This is a genomic window from Metabacillus indicus LMG 22858 (assembly GCF_000708755.2).
Lineage (GTDB): Bacteria > Bacillota > Bacilli > Bacillales > Bacillaceae > Bacillus_P > Bacillus_P indicus.
In genome coordinates, this window is the sequence record NZ_JGVU02000002.1 from 318,827 (window position 1) to 337,076 (window position 18,250).

Sequence of the window (18,250 nt, forward strand, 5' to 3'; positions counted from 1 at the left end):
CATATTTCCAGGAGGAACAAACAAATGGCTTTATTGCAAAAAACAAGAAAAATTAACGCGATGCTTCAAAAGGCAGCCGGAAAACCGGTTAACTTTAAAGAAATGTCGGAAACACTGAGCGACGTTATTGAAGCAAACATTTTCGTGGTCAGCCGCCGCGGTAAACTTTTAGGGTTTGCCATCAATCAGCAGATTGAAAATGAGCGTATGATTCAAATGCTTGAGGACCGTCAATTCCCTGAAGAATACACAAAAAATCTTTTCAACATCAGCGAAACATCATCAAACCTTGATGTTTTCAGTGAATACACTGCTTTCCCTGTTGAAAACCGTGAATTGTTCAAGAATGGCTTAACGACTATTGTTCCGATTATCGGCGGAGGAGAGCGTCTTGGCACGCTTATTCTTGCAAGACTTCAGGAACAGTTTGAAGATGATGACCTGATCCTTGCCGAATACGGCGCAACCGTTGTTGGTATGGAAATTCTTCGCGAGAAAGCGGAGGAAATTGAGGACGAAGCAAGAAGCAAAGCGGTTGTACAAATGGCGATCAGCTCATTGTCATACAGTGAGCTTGAAGCAATCGAACATATCTTTGAAGAACTGAACGGTAACGAAGGACTGCTGGTTGCAAGTAAAATTGCTGACAGAGTCGGAATCACAAGATCTGTTATTGTAAATGCACTGCGCAAACTTGAAAGTGCAGGGGTTATTGAATCCCGTTCCCTTGGAATGAAGGGAACTTACATTAAAGTTCTTAATGACAAGTTCCTGCTTGAACTTGAAAAACTAAAAACGAATTAACAAATTCTTTACAAAAAAGCACTTCTCAGCGAAGTGCTTTTTTGTTTTGGAAAAAAATATAAATTTACGTGTGAACATAATCCTAATACGAAGAGCCTTCTCTGTTAAATAGTGTTAATTAACTAGGTATAATTACCCTATTTTAAAATAGATACAAAATCCGACCTTTTTTTACATAACCTTCATAGACTTTAAGCCTATTATTTCTTACAATTGCAGTATGCATTTAACATAATTCGACAATATACCATTCGAAAGGTATGAGTCTTTTGTGAGGGGACAAAATGAATTTTTTTTCTGGAACGATTCATTCTCTGGAACAGGCAGTCAATCGGACAGCTCTCCAGCAAAAAATGATCAGTCACAATATAGCCAATACCGATACTCCTGGTTATAAAGCGAAGGGAATCAGCTTTAAGGAGACATTAGATTCAGAACAGACAAAGTTTGAGGCGATCAGGACAGATGCGCGCCACCTTTCTTTTGGCAGGGGTCATGAAGCCTATAATGTGATACAAAAAACCGGATCTGCCTATCAGGCGAACGGAAACAATGTCGACATAGATAAAGAAATGTCAGAACTTGCTGAAAATCAAATCTATTACAATGCGGTTATTGAACGTCTTGGAAGCAAGTTCAACTCTCTTAAAACCGTCATTAAAGGAGGCAACGGATAATGAGTATATTCAGTCAGCTCAATACAACAGCATCTGCCTTGACGGCTCAGAGACTCAGAATGGATGTGATTTCATCCAATATGGCTAATATAGATACTGCCAGGGCAGAGCTGGTGGATGGAAAATGGCAGCCGTACCGCAGAAAAACAGTTGCTATGCAGCAGGACGGAAGTTCTTTTCTCGCTCACCTTCATCAGGCGCAGGGGAAAACCCATTCACTGAACGGAGTTAAAGTTTCAGGAATCAGAGAAGATCAAAGTCCGTTTAAACTGGTTTTTGATCCGGAACATCCAGATGCAAACGATCAGGGCTATGTACAGATGCCAAATGTGGACCCGCTTAAGGAAATGGTCGACCTGATCAGCAGCACCCGGTCATATGAAGCAAACGTCACAGTCTTTAATGCATCTAAAGAGATGCTGATGAAAACACTCCAGCTAGGAAAGTAGGATAACGAATGATACAGGCCATTACGTCACTTCAGCCGCTTCAAACAGCTTCACCTGCAGCTCAGCTGCAGCAGTCGCAGGGAACCGGCTTTTCTGAAATGCTTAAGCAGTCAATCAATCAGGTGAATGAGATGCAGGTGAAATCAGACGGAATGACAGCAGCACTTGCAGAGGGCAAAAATGTGCAGCTGCAGGATGTCATGATAACAGCCGAAAAAGCAAGCGTCGCCATGCTGACAGCCATTGAAATCAGAAACAAAGCTGTTGAAGCCTATCAGGAAGCAATGAGAATGCAAATCTAATCATACATAACCAGCAATGTAGCCGGTCTGCTGCACGCAAGCTGTCTTTATCGGGGGATTTCAACGAATGAATCAAAAAGTAACAGAATTCAGAATGAAAACCAGACAATTTTGGAATGAAAGGTCAAAAGCGCAAAAAGGATTTATGATTGGCGGTGCGGCAGCTTTGCTGCTTTTTGCTGTGATTGCAGGCTATATGGCAGCAAATCCGCGGCTGGTGCCGCTTTACAGGGACTTATCACCCAATGAGACAGGCCAGATCAAAGAAACGCTTGACTCGCAGGGCATACAATCAAAAATTACGGATAATGGCTCAACGATCATGGTGCCTGCCGAAATGACCGACACGCTGAAAGTGGAGCTCGCAGCAGAAGGCATACCAAACAGCGGGGTCATTGATTATTCCTTTTTCGGACAGAACATTGGATTTGGGATGACCGATAATGAATTTGATGTTTTAAAATTGAAGGCAACTCAGACAGAGCTTTCGAATCTGATGAAGGGGATTGAGGGGGTTGATGATGCAAAGGTCATGATCAACCTTCCGAAAGAATCAGTTTTTGTCAGTGAGGACAACGGTACAGCTACTGCATCTATTGTGCTTAACACTAAACCTGGTGTTCAGCTCGATCAGGCTAACGTGAATGCTTTGTACCATTTAGTATCAAAGAGTGTTCCGGGATTATCCACTGATAATATCGTCATCATGGACCAGAACTTTGAGTATTTTGATTTGAAAAGTGATGAAAATATGCCGCTTGCCGAAAACATCAGTTCTCAGCACGATCTGAAGTCGAAGATTGAAAAAGACATACAGCGGCAAGTTCAAAAAATGCTCGGAACGATGATGGGCCAGGATAAAGTTGTCGTTTCGGTCACTGCAGATCTTGATTTCACTCAGGAAAAACGGGAAGAAAATCTTGTCGAAGCTGCTGATGAAGAGAACAATGAAGGTTTGGCCGTGAGCGTTGAACGGATTACAGAAACCTACAGCGGAGAGGGTGCCGGTGCAGGCGGAGTAACCGGAACAGGAGAAGATGATGTTCCCGGATATGAAGCCGTTCAGGGCGAAGGTTCAGGAGATTATGAAAAAGTAGAAGAACGAATAAACAATGAAGTCAATCGTGTAAAAAGAGAAATTACAGAAAGTCCATACAGAGTCAGGGATCTGGGCATACAGGTCATGGTTGAACCGCCTGCTGCAGATGACCCAGCCTCTCTATCTGCACAAAGCATCGCAGATATACAGCAGCTTCTCGGCTCCATCGTCCGGACTTCCATCGATAAGGATCCTCAGGCAGAGCCGTTAACTGCTGAACAAGTAGAGGAAAAGATTTCTGTATCTGTTCAGCCGTTTGCCGGAAAACAGGCAATGGATGCTGAAACGGTCCGTTCTATCCCGTTATGGCTATACATTGCAGGAGGCGCAATGCTCCTCGTCATTGCGATTCTTCTGATTTTGCTGTTTAGAAGAAATAAAAAAGAACAAGCTGAACCGGAAGAAGAGGAAATATTCTATCAGGAGAAGATTATCCTTCCAGATGTAAATTATGCACCCGAAAGCGAAGGGGATGTCCGCAGAAAGCAGCTCGAAAAAATGGCGCGGGATAAACCGGAGGACTTTGCCAAATTGCTCAGATCATGGCTGACGGAAGAATAGGAGGTTACTCATAAATGGTTAAACGAGCAAACAAACTGACAGGCAAGCAAAAAGCCGCCCTCCTTCTGATTTCTTTAGGTCCTGACGCAGCCGCATCGGTTTACAAGCATCTTTCTGAAGAAGAAATAGAAAAGCTTACATTAGAGATTTCGAGTGTAAGAAATGTAGATTCCCAGAATAAAGAAGGAATAATCGAAGAGTTTCATCAAATCGCGATGGCGCAGGAATTCATTTCCCAGGGCGGTATCTCATATGCGAAACAAATTCTTGAAAAAGCGCTTGGAGAAGAGCGGGCTTCTAGCATTATCCACCGGCTCACATCTTCCTTGCAGGTAAAGCCGTTTGATTTTGCGAGAAAAGCTGATCCGGCTCAAATCTTTAATTTTATTCAGGGAGAGCACCCGCAAACGATTGCGCTCATTCTCTCCTACCTTGATCCGGTTCAGTCAGGACAGATCCTGTCTGGTCTGCCGCATCAGCAGCAGGCAGATATTGCCATAAGGATTGCCAAAATGGACAGGACGTCACCGGAAATTATCAATGAAGTTGAACAGGTTCTTGAGAGAAAGCTGTCTTCCGCTGTCACACAGGATTATACGCAGACAGGCGGAGTGGAAGCGGTTGTAGAGGTGCTGAACGGTGTAGACCGCAGTACAGAAAAGACCATCCTTGATTCTCTTGAAATTCAGGATCCTGAGCTTGCAGAAGAAATCAAAAAACGGATGTTTGTTTTTGAGGATATTGTCACACTCGACAGCAGGGCCATTCAGCGCGTCATCAGAGATGTTGAAAACGAAGACCTGATGCTGTCACTTAAAGTGGCAAGCGAAGAAGTGAAGGAAATTGTGTTTCAGAACATGTCCAAGAGAATGGCAGACACATTTAAAGAAGAAATGGAGTTTATGGGTCCAGTCAGACTTCGGGATGTAGAAGAAGCACAATCACGAATTGTCTCTGTTATCCGCAGACTTGAGGATGCAGGAGAAATCGTCATTGCCCGCGGCGGGGGGGATGATATCATTGTCTAATTTGATTAAATCAGTCCGTGCAGCAGAACAGGGCAAGAAAGCAATTATCTTAAGAACGATTTTGTCCGCACCAGCTGAGACAATGAACCCCGAGATGATTATGCATCAGGCAAAAACAGACGCTGACCAGCTGCTGGAACATGCCAGAGTTCAGGCAGACAGAATTCTAATGCAGGCGAAAGACGAGCAGGAAAAATGGATCAGTGAAAAAAAGCAGCAAGAACTAAAGGCGAGAGAAGAGGGGTTTCAAGCCGGTTTTGAGACAGGCAGACAGGAAGCCCTGCAGCAATACAGTTCTTTTCTCTCAGAGGCAAAAACCATTGTGGATCAGGCAAAAGAGGATTACATAGAAAAAGTGTCCCAATCAGAAGAGACCATCATTAATCTGGCTGTGAAGCTTTCTGAAAAAATCATGTTCATCAAGCTTGAAGAGCATCCTGCCTGCTTTGCCGATCTAGTTAAAAAAGCTTTGTATGAAGTCAGAGAACATCCGGAAATAAAAGTGTTCGTAAACCCGCTTTATTACAGCAGGCTCCTCAAGCAAAAAAGCGAGCTTGAAGATGTGCTGCTTTCTAAGGCTGATCTGTTCATTTATCCTGACGAAAGTCTTCAGGAAGGAAGCTGTGTGGTTGAATCTCCTTCCGGCACAATGGATGCAGGCGTAGATGCCCAGCTGAATCAGCTGAAGAAAAGCATGCTTCAGCTAATTGGGGAGGGTTGACGGTTTTGAAAGCAGCAGACTTGCTTCAAAAAATAGATTCATTTGATTCATTTAAAAGATATGGAAAAGTAAGCAAGGTAATCGGTCTGATGATTGAATCCAAAGGTCCGGAAAGCTCAATTGGCGACCTTTGCTACATTCATGCGGGTTCTTCTAAAGAAATGAAAATTGCTGCAGAAGTAGTGGGTTTCAGAGATGAATATGTCCTGTTGATGCCTTTTGAGCATGTGAACCAGATCTCACCAGGAAGCTTGGTTGAAGCAACTAACGAGCCTTTGAAGATCAAAGCGGGAATGGGGCTGATCGGCCAGACAATTGATGCATTCGGCCTTCCGTTTAATCAATCGCCGCTTCCAAAAGGCCTGACCCCCATATCAGCTGAACAAAATCCTCCAAACCCTATGAGCCGTCCGCCAATCAATGAAACGATGGAAGTTGGGGTCAGAGTCATTGACAGTCTTTTGACAGTTGGAAAAGGACAGCGTGTCGGCATTTTTGCAGGAAGCGGTGTAGGAAAAAGTACGCTTCTCGGTATGATTGCAAGAAACACAAAAGCAGACCTGAATGTCATTGCCCTCATTGGAGAGCGCGGACGGGAAGTTCGTGAATTCATTGAAAAAGATCTTGGTGAGGAAGGGCTGAAAAGGTCCATTATTGTGGCGGCTACATCTGATCAGCCTGCCCTGATGAGACTGAAGGCTTCTTACACAGCTACTGCAATCGCAGAATATTTCAGGGATAAAGGGTTAAATGTGATGCTGATGATGGATTCTGTCACCCGTGTTGCCATGGCGCAAAGGGAAATTGGTCTTGCAGCAGGAGAGCCTCCGACCACAAAAGGATACACCCCGAGTGTCTTTGCCGTCCTCCCGAAGCTGCTTGAACGGACCGGAACAAATGAACATGGTTCCATTACTGCTTTTTATACAGTACTGGTTGATGGGGATGATCTGAATGAGCCGATTTCAGACACGGTGAGAGGGATTCTTGACGGCCACATCGTTCTTGACAGAAATCTGGCAAATAAAGGGCAATTTCCTGCAGTCAACGTGCTCAAAAGCATCAGCCGTGTGATGAGTCAGATTGTCCCTGCTGAACAAAAGAAAAGCGTTTCAAAGCTCAGGGATCTGCTTGCTGTCTATTTGAACTCTGAGGACTTAATTAATATAGGCGCATACAAGCGCGGAACCAGCAGAGAAATTGACGAAGCGATCAGGTATTATCCGAAGATCCTTTCTTTTCTAAAGCAGGATGTGCACGAAAAAATCTCATTTGAACAAAGTGCCGAGTACCTGCAATCACTGATTGAAATAGGAGATAACACGTGAAATATGCTTACAGGTTTCAAAAAATTCTTGAACTTAAAGAAATGGAAAAAGATCAGTCTCTTGAAGCTTATCAGTTATCGGTAGCAGACTTTGAGCAGGCTGCCGAAAAGCTGTACACATGCCTTAAGAAAAAAGAAATGCTTGAAGAAAAAACGCTCTTTCAGCTGAATTCGGGCATGCCGGTTCAGGAAATCCGGCACTTTCAGCAGTTTGTATCAAATCTTGAAAAAACAATTTCACACTATCAACATCTCACAGCATCAGCAAGAGAGAGAATGAATGAAAAGCAGCAAGTTCTCACAGAAAAAAATATAGAAGTAAAAAAGTATGAAAAAATGAGAGAAAAACACCGCGAAGTCTATGTGCGCTGGGTGAAAGACACTGAAATCAAGAGTATGGACGATCTTTCTGTCCAGTCTTATGCCGTGCGGGGGAATTAGGTGAAAAGCGAAAGTGAAAAACGATGAAAAAGAAACTGGAAAATTCCAATGGCTGCTCTTTGTTGTCATCATCCCTTTCTTTTTTACGGTAACCTTCATTGCGGTCATTTTAACTGTTGCAGGAATTGACGTAACCGGAAAACTTAAAGAAACTGCCGCGCTGCTGCCGGGGATTTCGGCAGAACAGAAAGCATCCGGTCACGCAAAGTCTTCTGCAGAAAAAGAACTCAAGGATGAAAATGAGCTTCAAAAGTCAGAAATAAAACGACAGCAGCAGGATATAGCTGCCCTTGAAAATGACAGGGACTTAAAAGAGAAAGAGATTCAGCGTCTGAGCCAGGAATTAAGATCCATGGAAGAACAGCTGAAAGCGGCAGCAGCCGAAGGGGAAAACGGACGGGACGTCGCCAAACTTTACGATAAAATGACAAGCAAAAAAGCCGCAGCAATCATTCCGCTGCTTTCTGATGAAGAAGCATTAAAGATTCTGAAAGCTATTGGTGATGATCAAGTTATTTCTGTTCTGGAGAAAATGAGTCCGGAAGACGCCGCTAAATACACAAATATGCTTTCAGATTCCTAGTTTGCAAGAGACAAAGGGGGATGCAGGTTGAAAATTACGTTTCCGGCTGGCCCGGTTTCGCTCATGAACAATGACGGAAAGGCGGGTTCAGGGGTACAGGTTTCCTTTTTATCCTTACTTCTTGGCAGTGCCGATGCGGCAGGCAGTACTGAGACAGAAGGGCAAAGTGACATTTTTGATGAGAAAACGGAAAACGCTGATCCTGAATTAGAAGCTGCATTCAAAGAGCTGATCAAGGAGCTGGGGATAAATGAAGCCGTGATGACTGAAGCAACTCCATATGGCATGCAGCCGCCTGCGGACAAGATGATTCCTGCTCAGATAGTAACACGGTTAGGCAGGTTTTTGAAAAATGAAACAGAACCTGCTGATGAGCATAGGGATCCAATTGGAGCAAATGAAATCACCGGTCCTGAAATCAAGGCAGGTTTTGCAGGAGGAGATGCTCCAAAACGTCAAGCTGAAACCGGCGGAATATCACATATGACCAATGCTCATGACGTTCCAGAAGCTCCCGAAGCAGAATTCCAGCGGGCGAAAAAAACAGCGAACGACGACACCGGGATGACTGAAACGGTGGGGATGAGTCAGTATTCAGAAGATATCCCCGTTTTACCAAAGGGGAGTTTTGATCCGATTCGGGCTGAAGCAAAAGCAATAACAGAAGAAATCGAGCAGCAGATGGAAAAAACGGTTGAAGTAAACATGCCGCAAAAGGCAGAAGAAAATAAAGCGGCCGAAGAAAAGGCTTTTCTATTCACAGGCAGACATGCCGCTCCTAAAGCTTCCGGATATGCCAGACAAATTTCAGGACAGGAAACATCCATTGTCCAGGATCAGCCATCTGAAAAGGAACTTTTCGCTGTACAAACAATAGGTGAAAACAGTGAGCCTCTGGCTGACTTGCTGAAAGATTCACAGCATGCAGGGAGCATTACCCGTCATGACGGTATAGTGAACTCGTTTAGGGGACATGCACAGCAAACATTGTTTGCAGGAAATCCATTATTCAGTACACCTTCTAATGATGAAACCATTGGGGGACATATTTTAACTGCCATTAAGCAAGCGGTAAGTAATGTTTTGGAATTGGGGCATTCAGATAGAACTAGTCAGATTAAAGAGAACATGGAACTTAATAATCAGCCGGAGAGAACCGGTGTAAGCATGAATGCGATTGATAAACTTGCGGCCATTTTAAAGCCGCTTCACCGTATTTTTTCTGCAGGCGGAGAACAGGGTCTTGCCCGTCTTATTGAAGAGATAAGCGCTGCAGTCAGTACAGACTTGGATAGAACGATTTCTTCACTGAAAAATCTGCAGTCACAACTAGAAGGGAATCAGATCCTTCAGAGCCTTCAAAAAGGCAGTTATACAGAAAAGCCTGACATCGGCCGCCTTCCGCTGAAAAAAGAAATAGAACCAGGCGGGGGAAAACAGGAGGCTGTCCATCAGCTTCTGAGTAAAGGCTATTTCAGACCGGCTGCAGCTGAATCCAGCAATGGAAACAGGCCGCAGGTTCCTGAATCCATAGGTAATTTTCAGGCAGACCTCAAACAATTGGAGGTAAATGTGACGGAGAATCACATGCGCAGTCCAGGCTTGCCGGAAATGAAGAATGAATGGCAGCAATTGTTCAACAAGGACGGGAACAGTACTGTGCATCAGCCTTCACCGGGACTTACAGAGGTAAAGCTGAATGCTTTCCCTGAATTAAAGGAGAATCAGGATGAGCCGGTTAAACGGGAATTTTCAGCCCAGATTACAGAGGTGTTTAAAAGAGCAAAACCTGCTTTTGCTTTAAACGGATTTTCCCAAATGACAATCCGACTTGCGCCTGAGCATCTTGGCCTCCTGACAGTAAAGCTTCAGAGGCTGAACGGGGAAACGACTGCAAAAATTATTACCTCAACCTCGTCTGCAAAAGAGCTTGTGGAACAAAGTATTCAGCATCTCAAAGCAGCTCTTCCCGCGTTTCAAATTGCTGTAGACAGATTTGACGTATACGGGGAGCAGCCGGACTCTTTCCGCGAACGCCATCAGGACGAAAGGCAGCCGGAAAAAGAACAGGGTGAGGAAAAAGACCGCGCTGAAGAGCCAGATTCATTCAAGGATCATCTGAACATGCTGACATAAAAGGAGATAAATAATGGCTCAAAATACGATTGACTCTGGACTTTTCCTTTCTTCAACTGAAGCAGTCAGAACTGGAGGGAAATCAAGTCTCGGAAAAGATGATTTCCTGAAAATTCTTATTGCACAGCTGCAAAACCAGGATCCTCTTAATCCTATGGAAGACAAAGAATTTATTTCTCAGATGGCAAGCTTTTCATCACTGGAGCAGATGACAAATTTGAATTCACAGATGAGCAGTTTCATACAGGTTCAGGTAAATGACGGCATCTTGAAATACTCTGAGATGATAGGGAAGCAGATTGACTGGAAAACAGAAGATGGTGAAGCTAAAACGGGAATTGTAAAATCCATCAAACAATCCGGTCCGGATATCATTCTCGAAATGCAGAACGGAGATGAAGTGCCAAGTGCTTTCGTCACAAAAGTAACGGAAGCATCCGCTTCCTAAAGCTTGCAGATAACCCAAAAAATAAAGAAACAGGGAGAGATTTTATATGTTGCGTTCATTGTACTCAGGAGTAAGCGGAATGAAGAACTTTCAAACAAAGCTTGATGTCATCGGAAATAACATTGCAAACGTTAATACATACGGATTCAAAAAAGGCCGTGTGACATACAAGGATCTCATGAGCCAGCAGCTTACTGCTGCAAGTGCTGCAACTAATATTACAAGTGGGATGAACGCAAAGCAGGTAGGCCTTGGCTCTGCACTAAGCTCAATAGATACTATTCACACTGGGGGTTCTAATCAGACAACGGGCCGGACACTTGACCTTGCCCTTGCAGGAGACGGATTTTTTGTAGTTGGGACGATAAAAGATTCTACTAAAGTGAAAATTGATACAAAAACAGGAGTATCAAATGATAACACTATTACAGAACCAATCGATTCAGCGATGGATGTAAGTTATACTCGTGCGGGTAATTTCTACTTGGACGATATGGGCTACTTAGTGACCTCCGATGGATACTACCTTGTAGGTGAAGCAGGAGATAAAACTGGTGGAAATCAACCAAGTTGGGGAAATCAAAATTCGAACTTAGCCGGTCTCATCCAAATTCCACCAACTGCTAAAAGCTTTAATATTGGACCGGACGGCAGTGTCAGTTTCGTTGATGAAGACAGCCAGCTAAGAAATGCAGGAAAAATCCGCGTTGCCAATTTCGCAAATGAAGGCGGTCTGGAAAAGGTTGGCGGTAATCTTTTTAAAGAATCAAGCAACTCAGGAAAAATAGATACAGATGGAATTCAAGGAATTCAGCTTACAGAATTATCAGTACCTGGAGAAAATGGCTCAGCAACAATCATGACCGGATTCCTCGAAATGTCCAACGTAGATCTCGCAGATGAATTTACAGACATGATCGTCGCACAGAGAGGTTTCCAGTCCAACACCAAAATCATCACCACTTCAGATGAAATCCTTCAGGAACTGATGAACTTAAAACGATAGGTTAGGGGGCAGGGGGCTGTACCCCGAATAAATTGATTTTACTGACAAGATTAAACGGCAAACCGTTTAGACTGAATGCCATTTATATGGAACAGATAGAGTCCTTTCCCGATACAACCATCACACTGACAAATGGAAAGAAATTTGTAGTGAAGGAATCTGAAGCAGAGGTTGCTGAGAGAATCAAGAAGTTTTACCAGGAGATTCATATCATGCATGCAGCTGCTTCTGCGGAGGTGAAGGAAGATGAATAAAAAACTAATGACGATCATGCTTGTCATTATTACGTCGATCACGCTTGTAGGGGTGACAGCACTTGTTATCGTAACAAATTTCATGGGTACTGCTGAAGCAAAAGAAAAAGGACCATCCATTGATGATGTTATTGCTCAATCCTATGATCTTCCCGAAATCACGACAAATCTCTCAAGCGATAATATTGTCCGGCTTTCCTTCAAGCTTGAAACGGACAGCAAAAAAGCGAAGGAAGAGCTTGAAAAAAGAGAATTTCAAGTAAGAGATATCATTATTTCTGAGCTTTCAAGCATAACGGCCGAAGAACTTGACGGAAAAGAAGGCATGAATGCATTTAAAAAGACCGTGCAAAAACAAGTGAATGAATTACTGCAAAAGGGCGAAATCAAGAAGGTATACACAACCTCCTATATTATCCAGTAATCTTGCAAAAATTCTGTGCGCAGGAGGTGTGAATGATGTCAAGCGAGATACTGTCCCAGAGTGAAATAGATGCCCTGCTGTCTGCAATCTCTTCAGGAGAGATGGATGCAGATGAACTGAAAAAGGAAGAAACGGAAAAGAAAGTAAAGGTTTACGATTTTAAGAGAGCGCTGCGCTTTTCAAAAGACCAAATCAGAAGCTTAACTAGAATTCATGAAAATTTTGCAAGGCTATTGACGACGTATTTTTCCGCTCAGCTCCGCACGTACGTTCAAATTACAGCCGGAGCTGTTGACCAGCTTCCATATGAGGAATTTATCCGTTCAATTCCAAAGATGACCGTATTAAACGTATTTGAAGCAAGACCGCTGAATGGCAGAGTCCTTATGGAAGTAAACCGTAACATCGCCTATGCCATGATGGACAGGCTGATGGGAGGTCATGGTACAGGAATTAGCCACTCGACTTCATTGACTGAGATTGAGACGAAAATTATGACAAACCTGTTTGAAAAATCTCTCGATAATTACAGAGAGGCCTGGGGATCTGTGTATGATATTGAACCTGCGGATATGAAGCTTGAGGTGAATCCGCAGTTTCTCCAACTGGTATCGCCAAATGAAACCGTCGTTGTCATTTCATTAAACACGCAAATCGGCGATACCAGCGGGATGATAAACATATGCATACCGCATGTCGTTCTTGAGCCGATCATGCCTAGGCTGAGCGTTCATTTTTGGATGCAGTCCGAGCGAAAAGAGCCAAAAGAAGCTGAAGTGAACGCTCTTGAAAAGAAAATTCATGGTGCAGAACTTGAGGTAACAGCGGAGCTTGGATATTCAGAAATTACCGTACAGGAGTTTTTGGATATTTCAGCAGGAGATGTCATCCAGCTTGAAACGTCAATAGATCAGCCTTTGATCATTAAAATTGGAGACCAGCCAAAATTCACCGGGCAGCCCGGAAAAATCAGGCGGAAATCGGCTGTGCAAGTGTTGGGACAATACCAAGGGGGGCAAAAAGAAAGTGAGTAACGGGATGTTATCTCAGGATGAAATCGATGCCCTGCTGAATGGCAGCGGGAGCAGCGACTATGATTCTGATAATTTAATAGAAGATTACCTTACATTAATGGAGCAGGACACAATCGGTGAAATCGGAAATATTTCATTTGGAAGTTCTGCAACAGCGCTGTCGACTCTTCTTCAGCAAAAAGTGGACATCACAACTCCGACAGTGTCAGTCATTCAAAGGCAAAAGCTTGCAGATGAATTTCCGCATCCATATGTCGCGATCGAAGTGAATTATACTGAAGGGTTTACAGGAAGCAACCTGCTTGTGATTAAACAGAGTGATGCAGCGATCATCGCGGACTTAATGATCGGCGGCAACGGTGAAATAACAGATACAGAGCTGAATGACATTATGATCAGCGCCGTGCAGGAAGCTATGAATCAAATGATGGGTTCTGCTGCTACATCTATGTCGACGATCTTCAATAAAAAAGTCGATATTTCTCCTCCATCTATAGAACTTCTTGATTTAAAAGGCGGAGAAGGGACAGAGGCGCTACCGCAGGATGATCCTTTTTTGAAGGTTGCATTCAGAATCAAAGTAGGAACTCTGATCGATTCAGAAATCATGCAGCTGCTTCCCCTCCATTTTGCAAAGGGTCTTGTTGATGAACTGATGAATCCGCCAGAACCGGCAGCTGCAATTGAGACAATGCCTAATAAAGCCTATCAGCAGCAGGCGCCGCCTCAAATACCGGTTCAGGAGGAAGAAGTCCACTACAAACCTAGTCCGGTTGAAGTGAAACCGGCAGAATTTTCTTCATTTGACCAGGTGACAGTACCTAAAAGCGACATGAAAAATCTTGATATGCTGCTTGATATTCCGCTTAAAGTAACGGTTGAACTTGGCAGAACGAAGCGTTCAGTGAAAGAGATTCTTGAACTGTCCGCGGGATCCATTATTGAACTTGATAAACTTGCAGGAGAGCCTGTTGATATACTGATCAACAATAAAATTGTTGCTCAGGGAGAAGTCGTAGTCATCGAGGAAAACTTCGGTGTGCGGGTGACAGATATCCTGAGCCAGTCCGAACGCTTAAACAGAATTAAGTAATTTTTAGGGAGAGACGAACATGGCACATAAAATTATGATTGTGGATGACGCAGCTTTTATGAGAATGATGATCAAAGATATTTTGACAAAGAACGGGTTTGATGTAGTTGCAGAGGCTGCTGACGGGGCGCAGGCTGTAGAAAAATACAAAGAACACCATCCTGATCTTGTCACAATGGATATCACAATGCCTGAGATGGACGGAATAACGGCTTTAAAGGAAATTAAAAAAATGAATCCTCATGCACGGGTTATCATGTGTTCGGCCATGGGTCAGCAGGCAATGGTCATTGATGCGATTCAGGCTGGCGCGAAGGATTTTATCGTGAAGCCGTTTCAGGCAGACCGGGTGCTTGAAGCAATCAACAAAACATTAAGCTAAAGGGAGAATATCAGCACGTGAATACAAAATGGCTATGGTTTTTGCTGTCCTTCTGTTTCTGTCTGCTTGTTAATGAGCCCGTTCAAGTTTTTGCCGGACAGGAATCAGGCACCGTTTCTGACTGGGTGAAAAACGACCGGCCTTCAAGTCCTGAAGACCAGAAGGAAGTCGCGGCTGCTCCCGGGGTATCAGCATGGGATTTTATTAAAATGATTCTTGCTACTGGTTTTGTCCTTTTCTTAATTTATATGCTTATAAAGGTTACAGCGGGAAGAAACAGGCTGAACGCTTCATCCAAATACATAGAAAATCTCGGCGGAACAAATGTTGGGCAGAACAGAAGTGTACAGCTGGTGAAAGTCGGCGGCAGTATTCTTGTCGTCGGGGTGTCAGAGAGTGTTCAGCTGCTGAAGGAAATAGATGACGAAGAAGAATGCAAAGAAATTGTCAGGCTCCATGAAGAAAAGTTTATGCAGCACAAGGTTCAGCCGGATTGGGTTAAAAATCTGTCCGGACTAACCGGGGCATCCGGTTCCCGGGAAGAAAAACCTTTGGCTTCATTTAAAGACCAGCTTCTTCGCTTGAGAAATGACCGGCATTCCGCATTTGAAGAAATAAAGAGAAAGGACAGCAAAGAATGAACGAATTTATAGAAATATTCAGCTCAAGCGATGCTGCGAATGTAAGCACATCTGTCAAGCTGCTGCTTTTGCTGACTGTCCTTTCTCTCGCTCCAAGCATTCTGATTTTAATGACATGTTTCACGAGAATCATCATCGTGCTTTCATTTGTCAGGACGTCTCTTGCCACTCAGCAGATGCCGCCTAATCAGATCCTGATCGGAATTGCTTTGTTTTTAACTTTTTTTATCATGGCCCCGGTTTTTTCTGATATCAATCAGCAGGCGCTGACACCTCTATTCAATGAAGAAATCGGTCTTGAGGAGGCATATGATAAGGCATCGCTTCCGCTCAAGGAATTTATGAGCAAACATACAAGGCAGAAAGACCTTGCGCTGTTTCTTCAATATGCCAATCTTGAAAAGCCCAAGTCAGTTGAAGATATCCCTTTGACTGCACTTGTTCCTGCGTTTGCAATAAGTGAGATCAAGACAGCCTTTCAAATTGGATTTATGATTTTCATTCCTTTTTTGGTCATTGATATGGTTGTAGCGAGTATTTTGATGTCTATGGGGATGATGATGCTCCCTCCCGTGATGATTTCTCTGCCATTTAAAATCCTTCTGTTCGTTCTTGTGGATGGGTGGTACCTGGTTGTGAAATCATTGCTTCAAAGCTTTTGAACAGGAGATAAAAGATGAGTTCTGAATTTGTAATTTCTATAGCAGAAAAAGCGATTTATACTACGCTGATTATTTGCGGGCCGCTGCTTGCCATTGCACTGATCATTGGACTTGCAGTAAGTATCTTTCAGGCCACAACTCAAATACAGGAACAAACGCTTGCGTTTGTTCCGAAAATTGTCGGGGTTCTTGTCGGGCTGATTTTTTTCGGTCCATGGATGCTGTCTACGATCATTTCGTACGCACAGGACATTTTGGGCAACCTTGACCGGTTTGTAGGATAAGAGAATGAATGTCATTGAGTATTTTCCGGCATTTTTGCTTATTTTTGCAAGAATGAGCGCTTTTTTTGTTACAATGCCGCTGTTTTCATACAGAACGATTCCACAGCAGCACAAAATTGGTTTTTCATTCTTTTTATCAGTCATTGTTTTTTCATCTGTTCAGCCAGAACCTATAGAAATAGGCGGAGAATTTGTTCTTCTGGTGCTGAAAGAAGTGCTAATTGGCCTCATGATCGGGTTTTCTGCTTACTTGATGCTCGCTGCTGTCCAAATCGCCGGAAGTTTAATTGATTTTCAGACGGGCTTTGCTATTGCAAATATTATCGATCCCCAGACAGGCTCTCAAAGTCCGCTGATCGGGCAGTTTCTGAATGTCTTGGCGCTTTTGTTCATGCTGAGCATAAATGCGCATCATCTGCTTTTGGACGGTGTGTTTTACAGCTATCAATTTATTCCTCTTAGAGGAGAATTGTTTCCTCTTGGTGATGGAAGTGCAGCACTATTAATCACGAAAGCATTCAGCGCAATGTTTCTGATCGCGTTCCAAATGTCCTTTCCTGTCGCTGCTTCTCTCTTTTTGGTGGACCTTGCCCTTGGAATCACCGCGCGGACTGTTCCGCAGCTGAATATTTTCGTCGTAGGTCTGCCTCTTAAGATCGGAGTCAGCTTTGTGATGCTTATTCTTGTTATGGGCTCTATTTTTATGCTCATTCAGCATGTGATGGAAATGATGATTGAAACGATGAGAAATTTGATGCAACTTTTTGCCGGAGGCTGACATGGAATTTATAAAACTGGACCTTCAGTTCTTTTCAGGAGAAAAAACAGAAAAAGCCACCCCGAGAAAACGCGAAGACGTCAGAAAAAAGGGGCAGGTTGCAAAGAGTGCAGATGTAAATACAGCCATCGGCCTTCTCACGGTATTCCTTGCCTTTCTGTTTATTGGACCATTTATGATGAAGCAGCTTCTTGCATTGATGAAATCTTCGCTGCAGGAGACCTTGCTGCTTCAATTGTCGGAGAAAAATGTCCATGAATTAATGATGCAGATTGCTGTTCAGTCTGCTTATATGGTCGGACCGATCATGGGTGTTGCCCTGATTGCAGGGATCGCGGGGAATTACTTGCAGGTCGGGTTTTTATTTTCGACTGAAGCGGTGCAGATGAAACTGGAAAAAATCAATCCAATTCAGGGATTTAAGCGGATTTATTCGCTCAGAGCTGTTGTTGAACTGCTGAAATCCATTCTGAAAATTTCGTTTGTCGGGGCTGTCACATTTTCCGTTATCTGGTTTCAGATGGACGGGATTCTGTCGCTTTCAAAGCTGTCGGTCGAAAAAGCGTTTCTATTTGTTTCAAAGCTTGCCTTTCAAATGGGGCTGTTCGCATCCATTGCCCTGCTTTTCCTCTCGCTTCTCGATTATTTTTATCAAAAATATGATTTCGAGAAAAATATCCGGATGTCAAAACAGGATTTAAAAGACGAGTTTAAAAAGTCCGAGGGAGATCCGCTGATCAAGTCGAGAATAAAGCAAAAGCAACGGGAAATGGCAACACGCAGAATGATGCAGGATGTACCGGGGGCTGATGTAGTGATTACAAATCCGACTCATTACGCAATTGCCCTTAAATATGACGAAGATAAAATGGATGCACCGTTCGTTGTTGCTAAAGGAGTCGATTTTGTCGCTCAGAAAATCAAAGAAACGGCGAAAACAAACAATGTGACGATGATTGAAAATCGTCCTTTAGCCAGAGCGTTATACGATCAGGTTGATATAGGCAGGGCTGTGCCGGAAGAGTTTTTTAAAGCGATAGCTGAAATTCTGGCTTACGTGTATCAGCTGAAAAATAAGGGATAAGAACCTGCCATGCCTGCGTTTTCACAGAAAGA

At 43.5% G+C, this 18,250-nt stretch carries 23 protein-coding genes; all 23 read left to right on the plus strand.

Features of this window, described 5'->3' with window-relative positions; translation table 11 throughout:
- Positions 1-24 precede the first annotated feature (24 nt).
- Positions 25-804 (plus strand): GTP-sensing pleiotropic transcriptional regulator CodY, encoded by a 780-nt coding sequence (gene codY / locus AZ46_RS04795; RefSeq protein ID WP_029281344.1) that lies wholly within the window; start codon positions 25-27, stop codon positions 802-804.
- A 284-nt stretch (positions 805-1,088) separates the two neighbouring features.
- A complete protein-coding gene (gene flgB, locus AZ46_RS04800) occupies positions 1,089-1,481 on the plus strand; it encodes a flagellar basal body rod protein FlgB (RefSeq protein WP_029281343.1) in 393 nt (130 codons plus the stop codon).
- Positions 1,481-1,930: a flagellar basal body rod protein FlgC gene (gene flgC / locus AZ46_RS04805; protein ID WP_029281341.1), complete on the plus strand. Its 450-nt coding sequence runs from the start codon at positions 1,481-1,483 to the stop codon at positions 1,928-1,930. The genes flgB and flgC overlap by 1 nt, the downstream gene beginning before the upstream one ends.
- 8 nt (positions 1,931-1,938) lie before the next feature.
- The gene (gene fliE, locus AZ46_RS04810) at positions 1,939-2,232 is read left to right on the plus strand and encodes a flagellar hook-basal body complex protein FliE (RefSeq protein ID WP_029281339.1); all 294 of its coding nucleotides are present in this window, start codon (positions 1,939-1,941) and stop codon (positions 2,230-2,232) included.
- A gap of 67 nt (positions 2,233-2,299) precedes the next feature.
- Positions 2,300-3,892: a flagellar basal-body MS-ring/collar protein FliF gene (gene fliF, locus AZ46_RS04815; RefSeq protein WP_029281337.1), complete on the plus strand. Its 1,593-nt coding sequence runs from the start codon at positions 2,300-2,302 to the stop codon at positions 3,890-3,892.
- Positions 3,893-3,906: 14 nt separating this feature from the next.
- Complete coding sequence (gene fliG, locus AZ46_RS04820) at positions 3,907-4,920, plus strand: flagellar motor switch protein FliG (RefSeq protein WP_029281335.1); 1,014 nt, start codon at positions 3,907-3,909, stop codon at positions 4,918-4,920.
- Positions 4,913-5,641 carry a flagellar assembly protein FliH gene (gene fliH / locus AZ46_RS04825; RefSeq protein ID WP_051865220.1) on the plus strand — a complete coding sequence of 243 codons (729 nt, stop codon included), beginning with the start codon at positions 4,913-4,915 and terminating at the stop codon, positions 5,639-5,641. The genes fliG and fliH overlap by 8 nt, the downstream gene beginning before the upstream one ends.
- Before the next feature lie 5 nt (positions 5,642-5,646).
- Complete coding sequence (gene fliI, locus AZ46_RS04830; RefSeq protein WP_029281331.1) at positions 5,647-6,969, plus strand: flagellar protein export ATPase FliI; 1,323 nt, start codon at positions 5,647-5,649, stop codon at positions 6,967-6,969.
- On the plus strand, positions 6,966-7,409 hold the full coding sequence (gene fliJ / locus AZ46_RS04835) for a flagellar export protein FliJ (protein WP_029281329.1): 444 nt from the start codon (positions 6,966-6,968) through the stop codon (positions 7,407-7,409). The genes fliI and fliJ overlap by 4 nt, the downstream gene beginning before the upstream one ends.
- Before the next feature lie 13 nt (positions 7,410-7,422).
- A complete protein-coding gene (locus AZ46_RS04840) occupies positions 7,423-7,992 on the plus strand; it encodes a MotE family protein (RefSeq protein WP_029281327.1) in 570 nt (189 codons plus the stop codon).
- A 27-nt stretch (positions 7,993-8,019) separates the two neighbouring features.
- Positions 8,020-10,128 carry a flagellar hook-length control protein FliK gene (locus AZ46_RS04845; RefSeq protein WP_029281325.1) on the plus strand — a complete coding sequence of 703 codons (2,109 nt, stop codon included), beginning with the start codon at positions 8,020-8,022 and terminating at the stop codon, positions 10,126-10,128.
- Positions 10,129-10,141: 13 nt separating this feature from the next.
- Complete coding sequence (gene flgD / locus AZ46_RS04850) at positions 10,142-10,576, plus strand: flagellar hook assembly protein FlgD (protein ID WP_029281324.1); 435 nt, start codon at positions 10,142-10,144, stop codon at positions 10,574-10,576.
- A 46-nt stretch (positions 10,577-10,622) separates the two neighbouring features.
- Positions 10,623-11,582 (plus strand): flagellar basal body rod protein FlgG, encoded by a 960-nt coding sequence (gene flgG / locus AZ46_RS04855; RefSeq protein WP_029281322.1) that lies wholly within the window; start codon positions 10,623-10,625, stop codon positions 11,580-11,582.
- Between the two features lie 32 nt (positions 11,583-11,614).
- Positions 11,615-11,836, plus strand: coding sequence for a flagellar FlbD family protein (locus tag AZ46_RS04860; RefSeq protein WP_029281320.1), 222 nt, complete (start codon positions 11,615-11,617; stop codon positions 11,834-11,836).
- Positions 11,829-12,260, plus strand: a complete 432-nt coding sequence (gene fliL, locus AZ46_RS04865; RefSeq protein WP_029281318.1) for a flagellar basal body-associated protein FliL — start codon at positions 11,829-11,831, stop codon at positions 12,258-12,260. Before AZ46_RS04860 ends, fliL begins: the two co-directional genes overlap by 8 nt.
- 35 nt (positions 12,261-12,295) lie before the next feature.
- Positions 12,296-13,294 carry a flagellar motor switch protein FliM gene (gene fliM, locus AZ46_RS04870; protein ID WP_029281316.1) on the plus strand — a complete coding sequence of 333 codons (999 nt, stop codon included), beginning with the start codon at positions 12,296-12,298 and terminating at the stop codon, positions 13,292-13,294.
- Between the two features lie 4 nt (positions 13,295-13,298).
- On the plus strand, positions 13,299-14,387 hold the full coding sequence (gene fliY / locus AZ46_RS04875) for a flagellar motor switch phosphatase FliY (protein ID WP_035206634.1): 1,089 nt from the start codon (positions 13,299-13,301) through the stop codon (positions 14,385-14,387).
- A gap of 19 nt (positions 14,388-14,406) precedes the next feature.
- Entirely contained in the window at positions 14,407-14,769 is a 363-nt protein-coding gene (locus AZ46_RS04880; protein ID WP_029281312.1) for a response regulator, read from the plus strand.
- Positions 14,770-14,786: 17 nt separating this feature from the next.
- Entirely contained in the window at positions 14,787-15,410 is a 624-nt protein-coding gene (locus tag AZ46_RS04885; protein ID WP_035319106.1) for a flagellar biosynthetic protein FliO, read from the plus strand.
- Complete coding sequence (gene fliP, locus AZ46_RS04890) at positions 15,407-16,072, plus strand: flagellar type III secretion system pore protein FliP (RefSeq protein WP_029281308.1); 666 nt, start codon at positions 15,407-15,409, stop codon at positions 16,070-16,072. The genes AZ46_RS04885 and fliP overlap by 4 nt, the downstream gene beginning before the upstream one ends.
- A gap of 14 nt (positions 16,073-16,086) precedes the next feature.
- Complete coding sequence (gene fliQ / locus AZ46_RS04895) at positions 16,087-16,356, plus strand: flagellar biosynthesis protein FliQ (protein WP_029281306.1); 270 nt, start codon at positions 16,087-16,089, stop codon at positions 16,354-16,356.
- 4 nt (positions 16,357-16,360) lie between these two features.
- Complete coding sequence (gene fliR / locus AZ46_RS04900) at positions 16,361-17,134, plus strand: flagellar biosynthetic protein FliR (protein ID WP_029281304.1); 774 nt, start codon at positions 16,361-16,363, stop codon at positions 17,132-17,134.
- A gap of 1 nt (position 17,135) precedes the next feature.
- Positions 17,136-18,218 carry a flagellar biosynthesis protein FlhB gene (gene flhB / locus AZ46_RS04905; RefSeq protein ID WP_029281302.1) on the plus strand — a complete coding sequence of 361 codons (1,083 nt, stop codon included), beginning with the start codon at positions 17,136-17,138 and terminating at the stop codon, positions 18,216-18,218.
- Positions 18,219-18,250 lie beyond the last annotated feature (32 nt).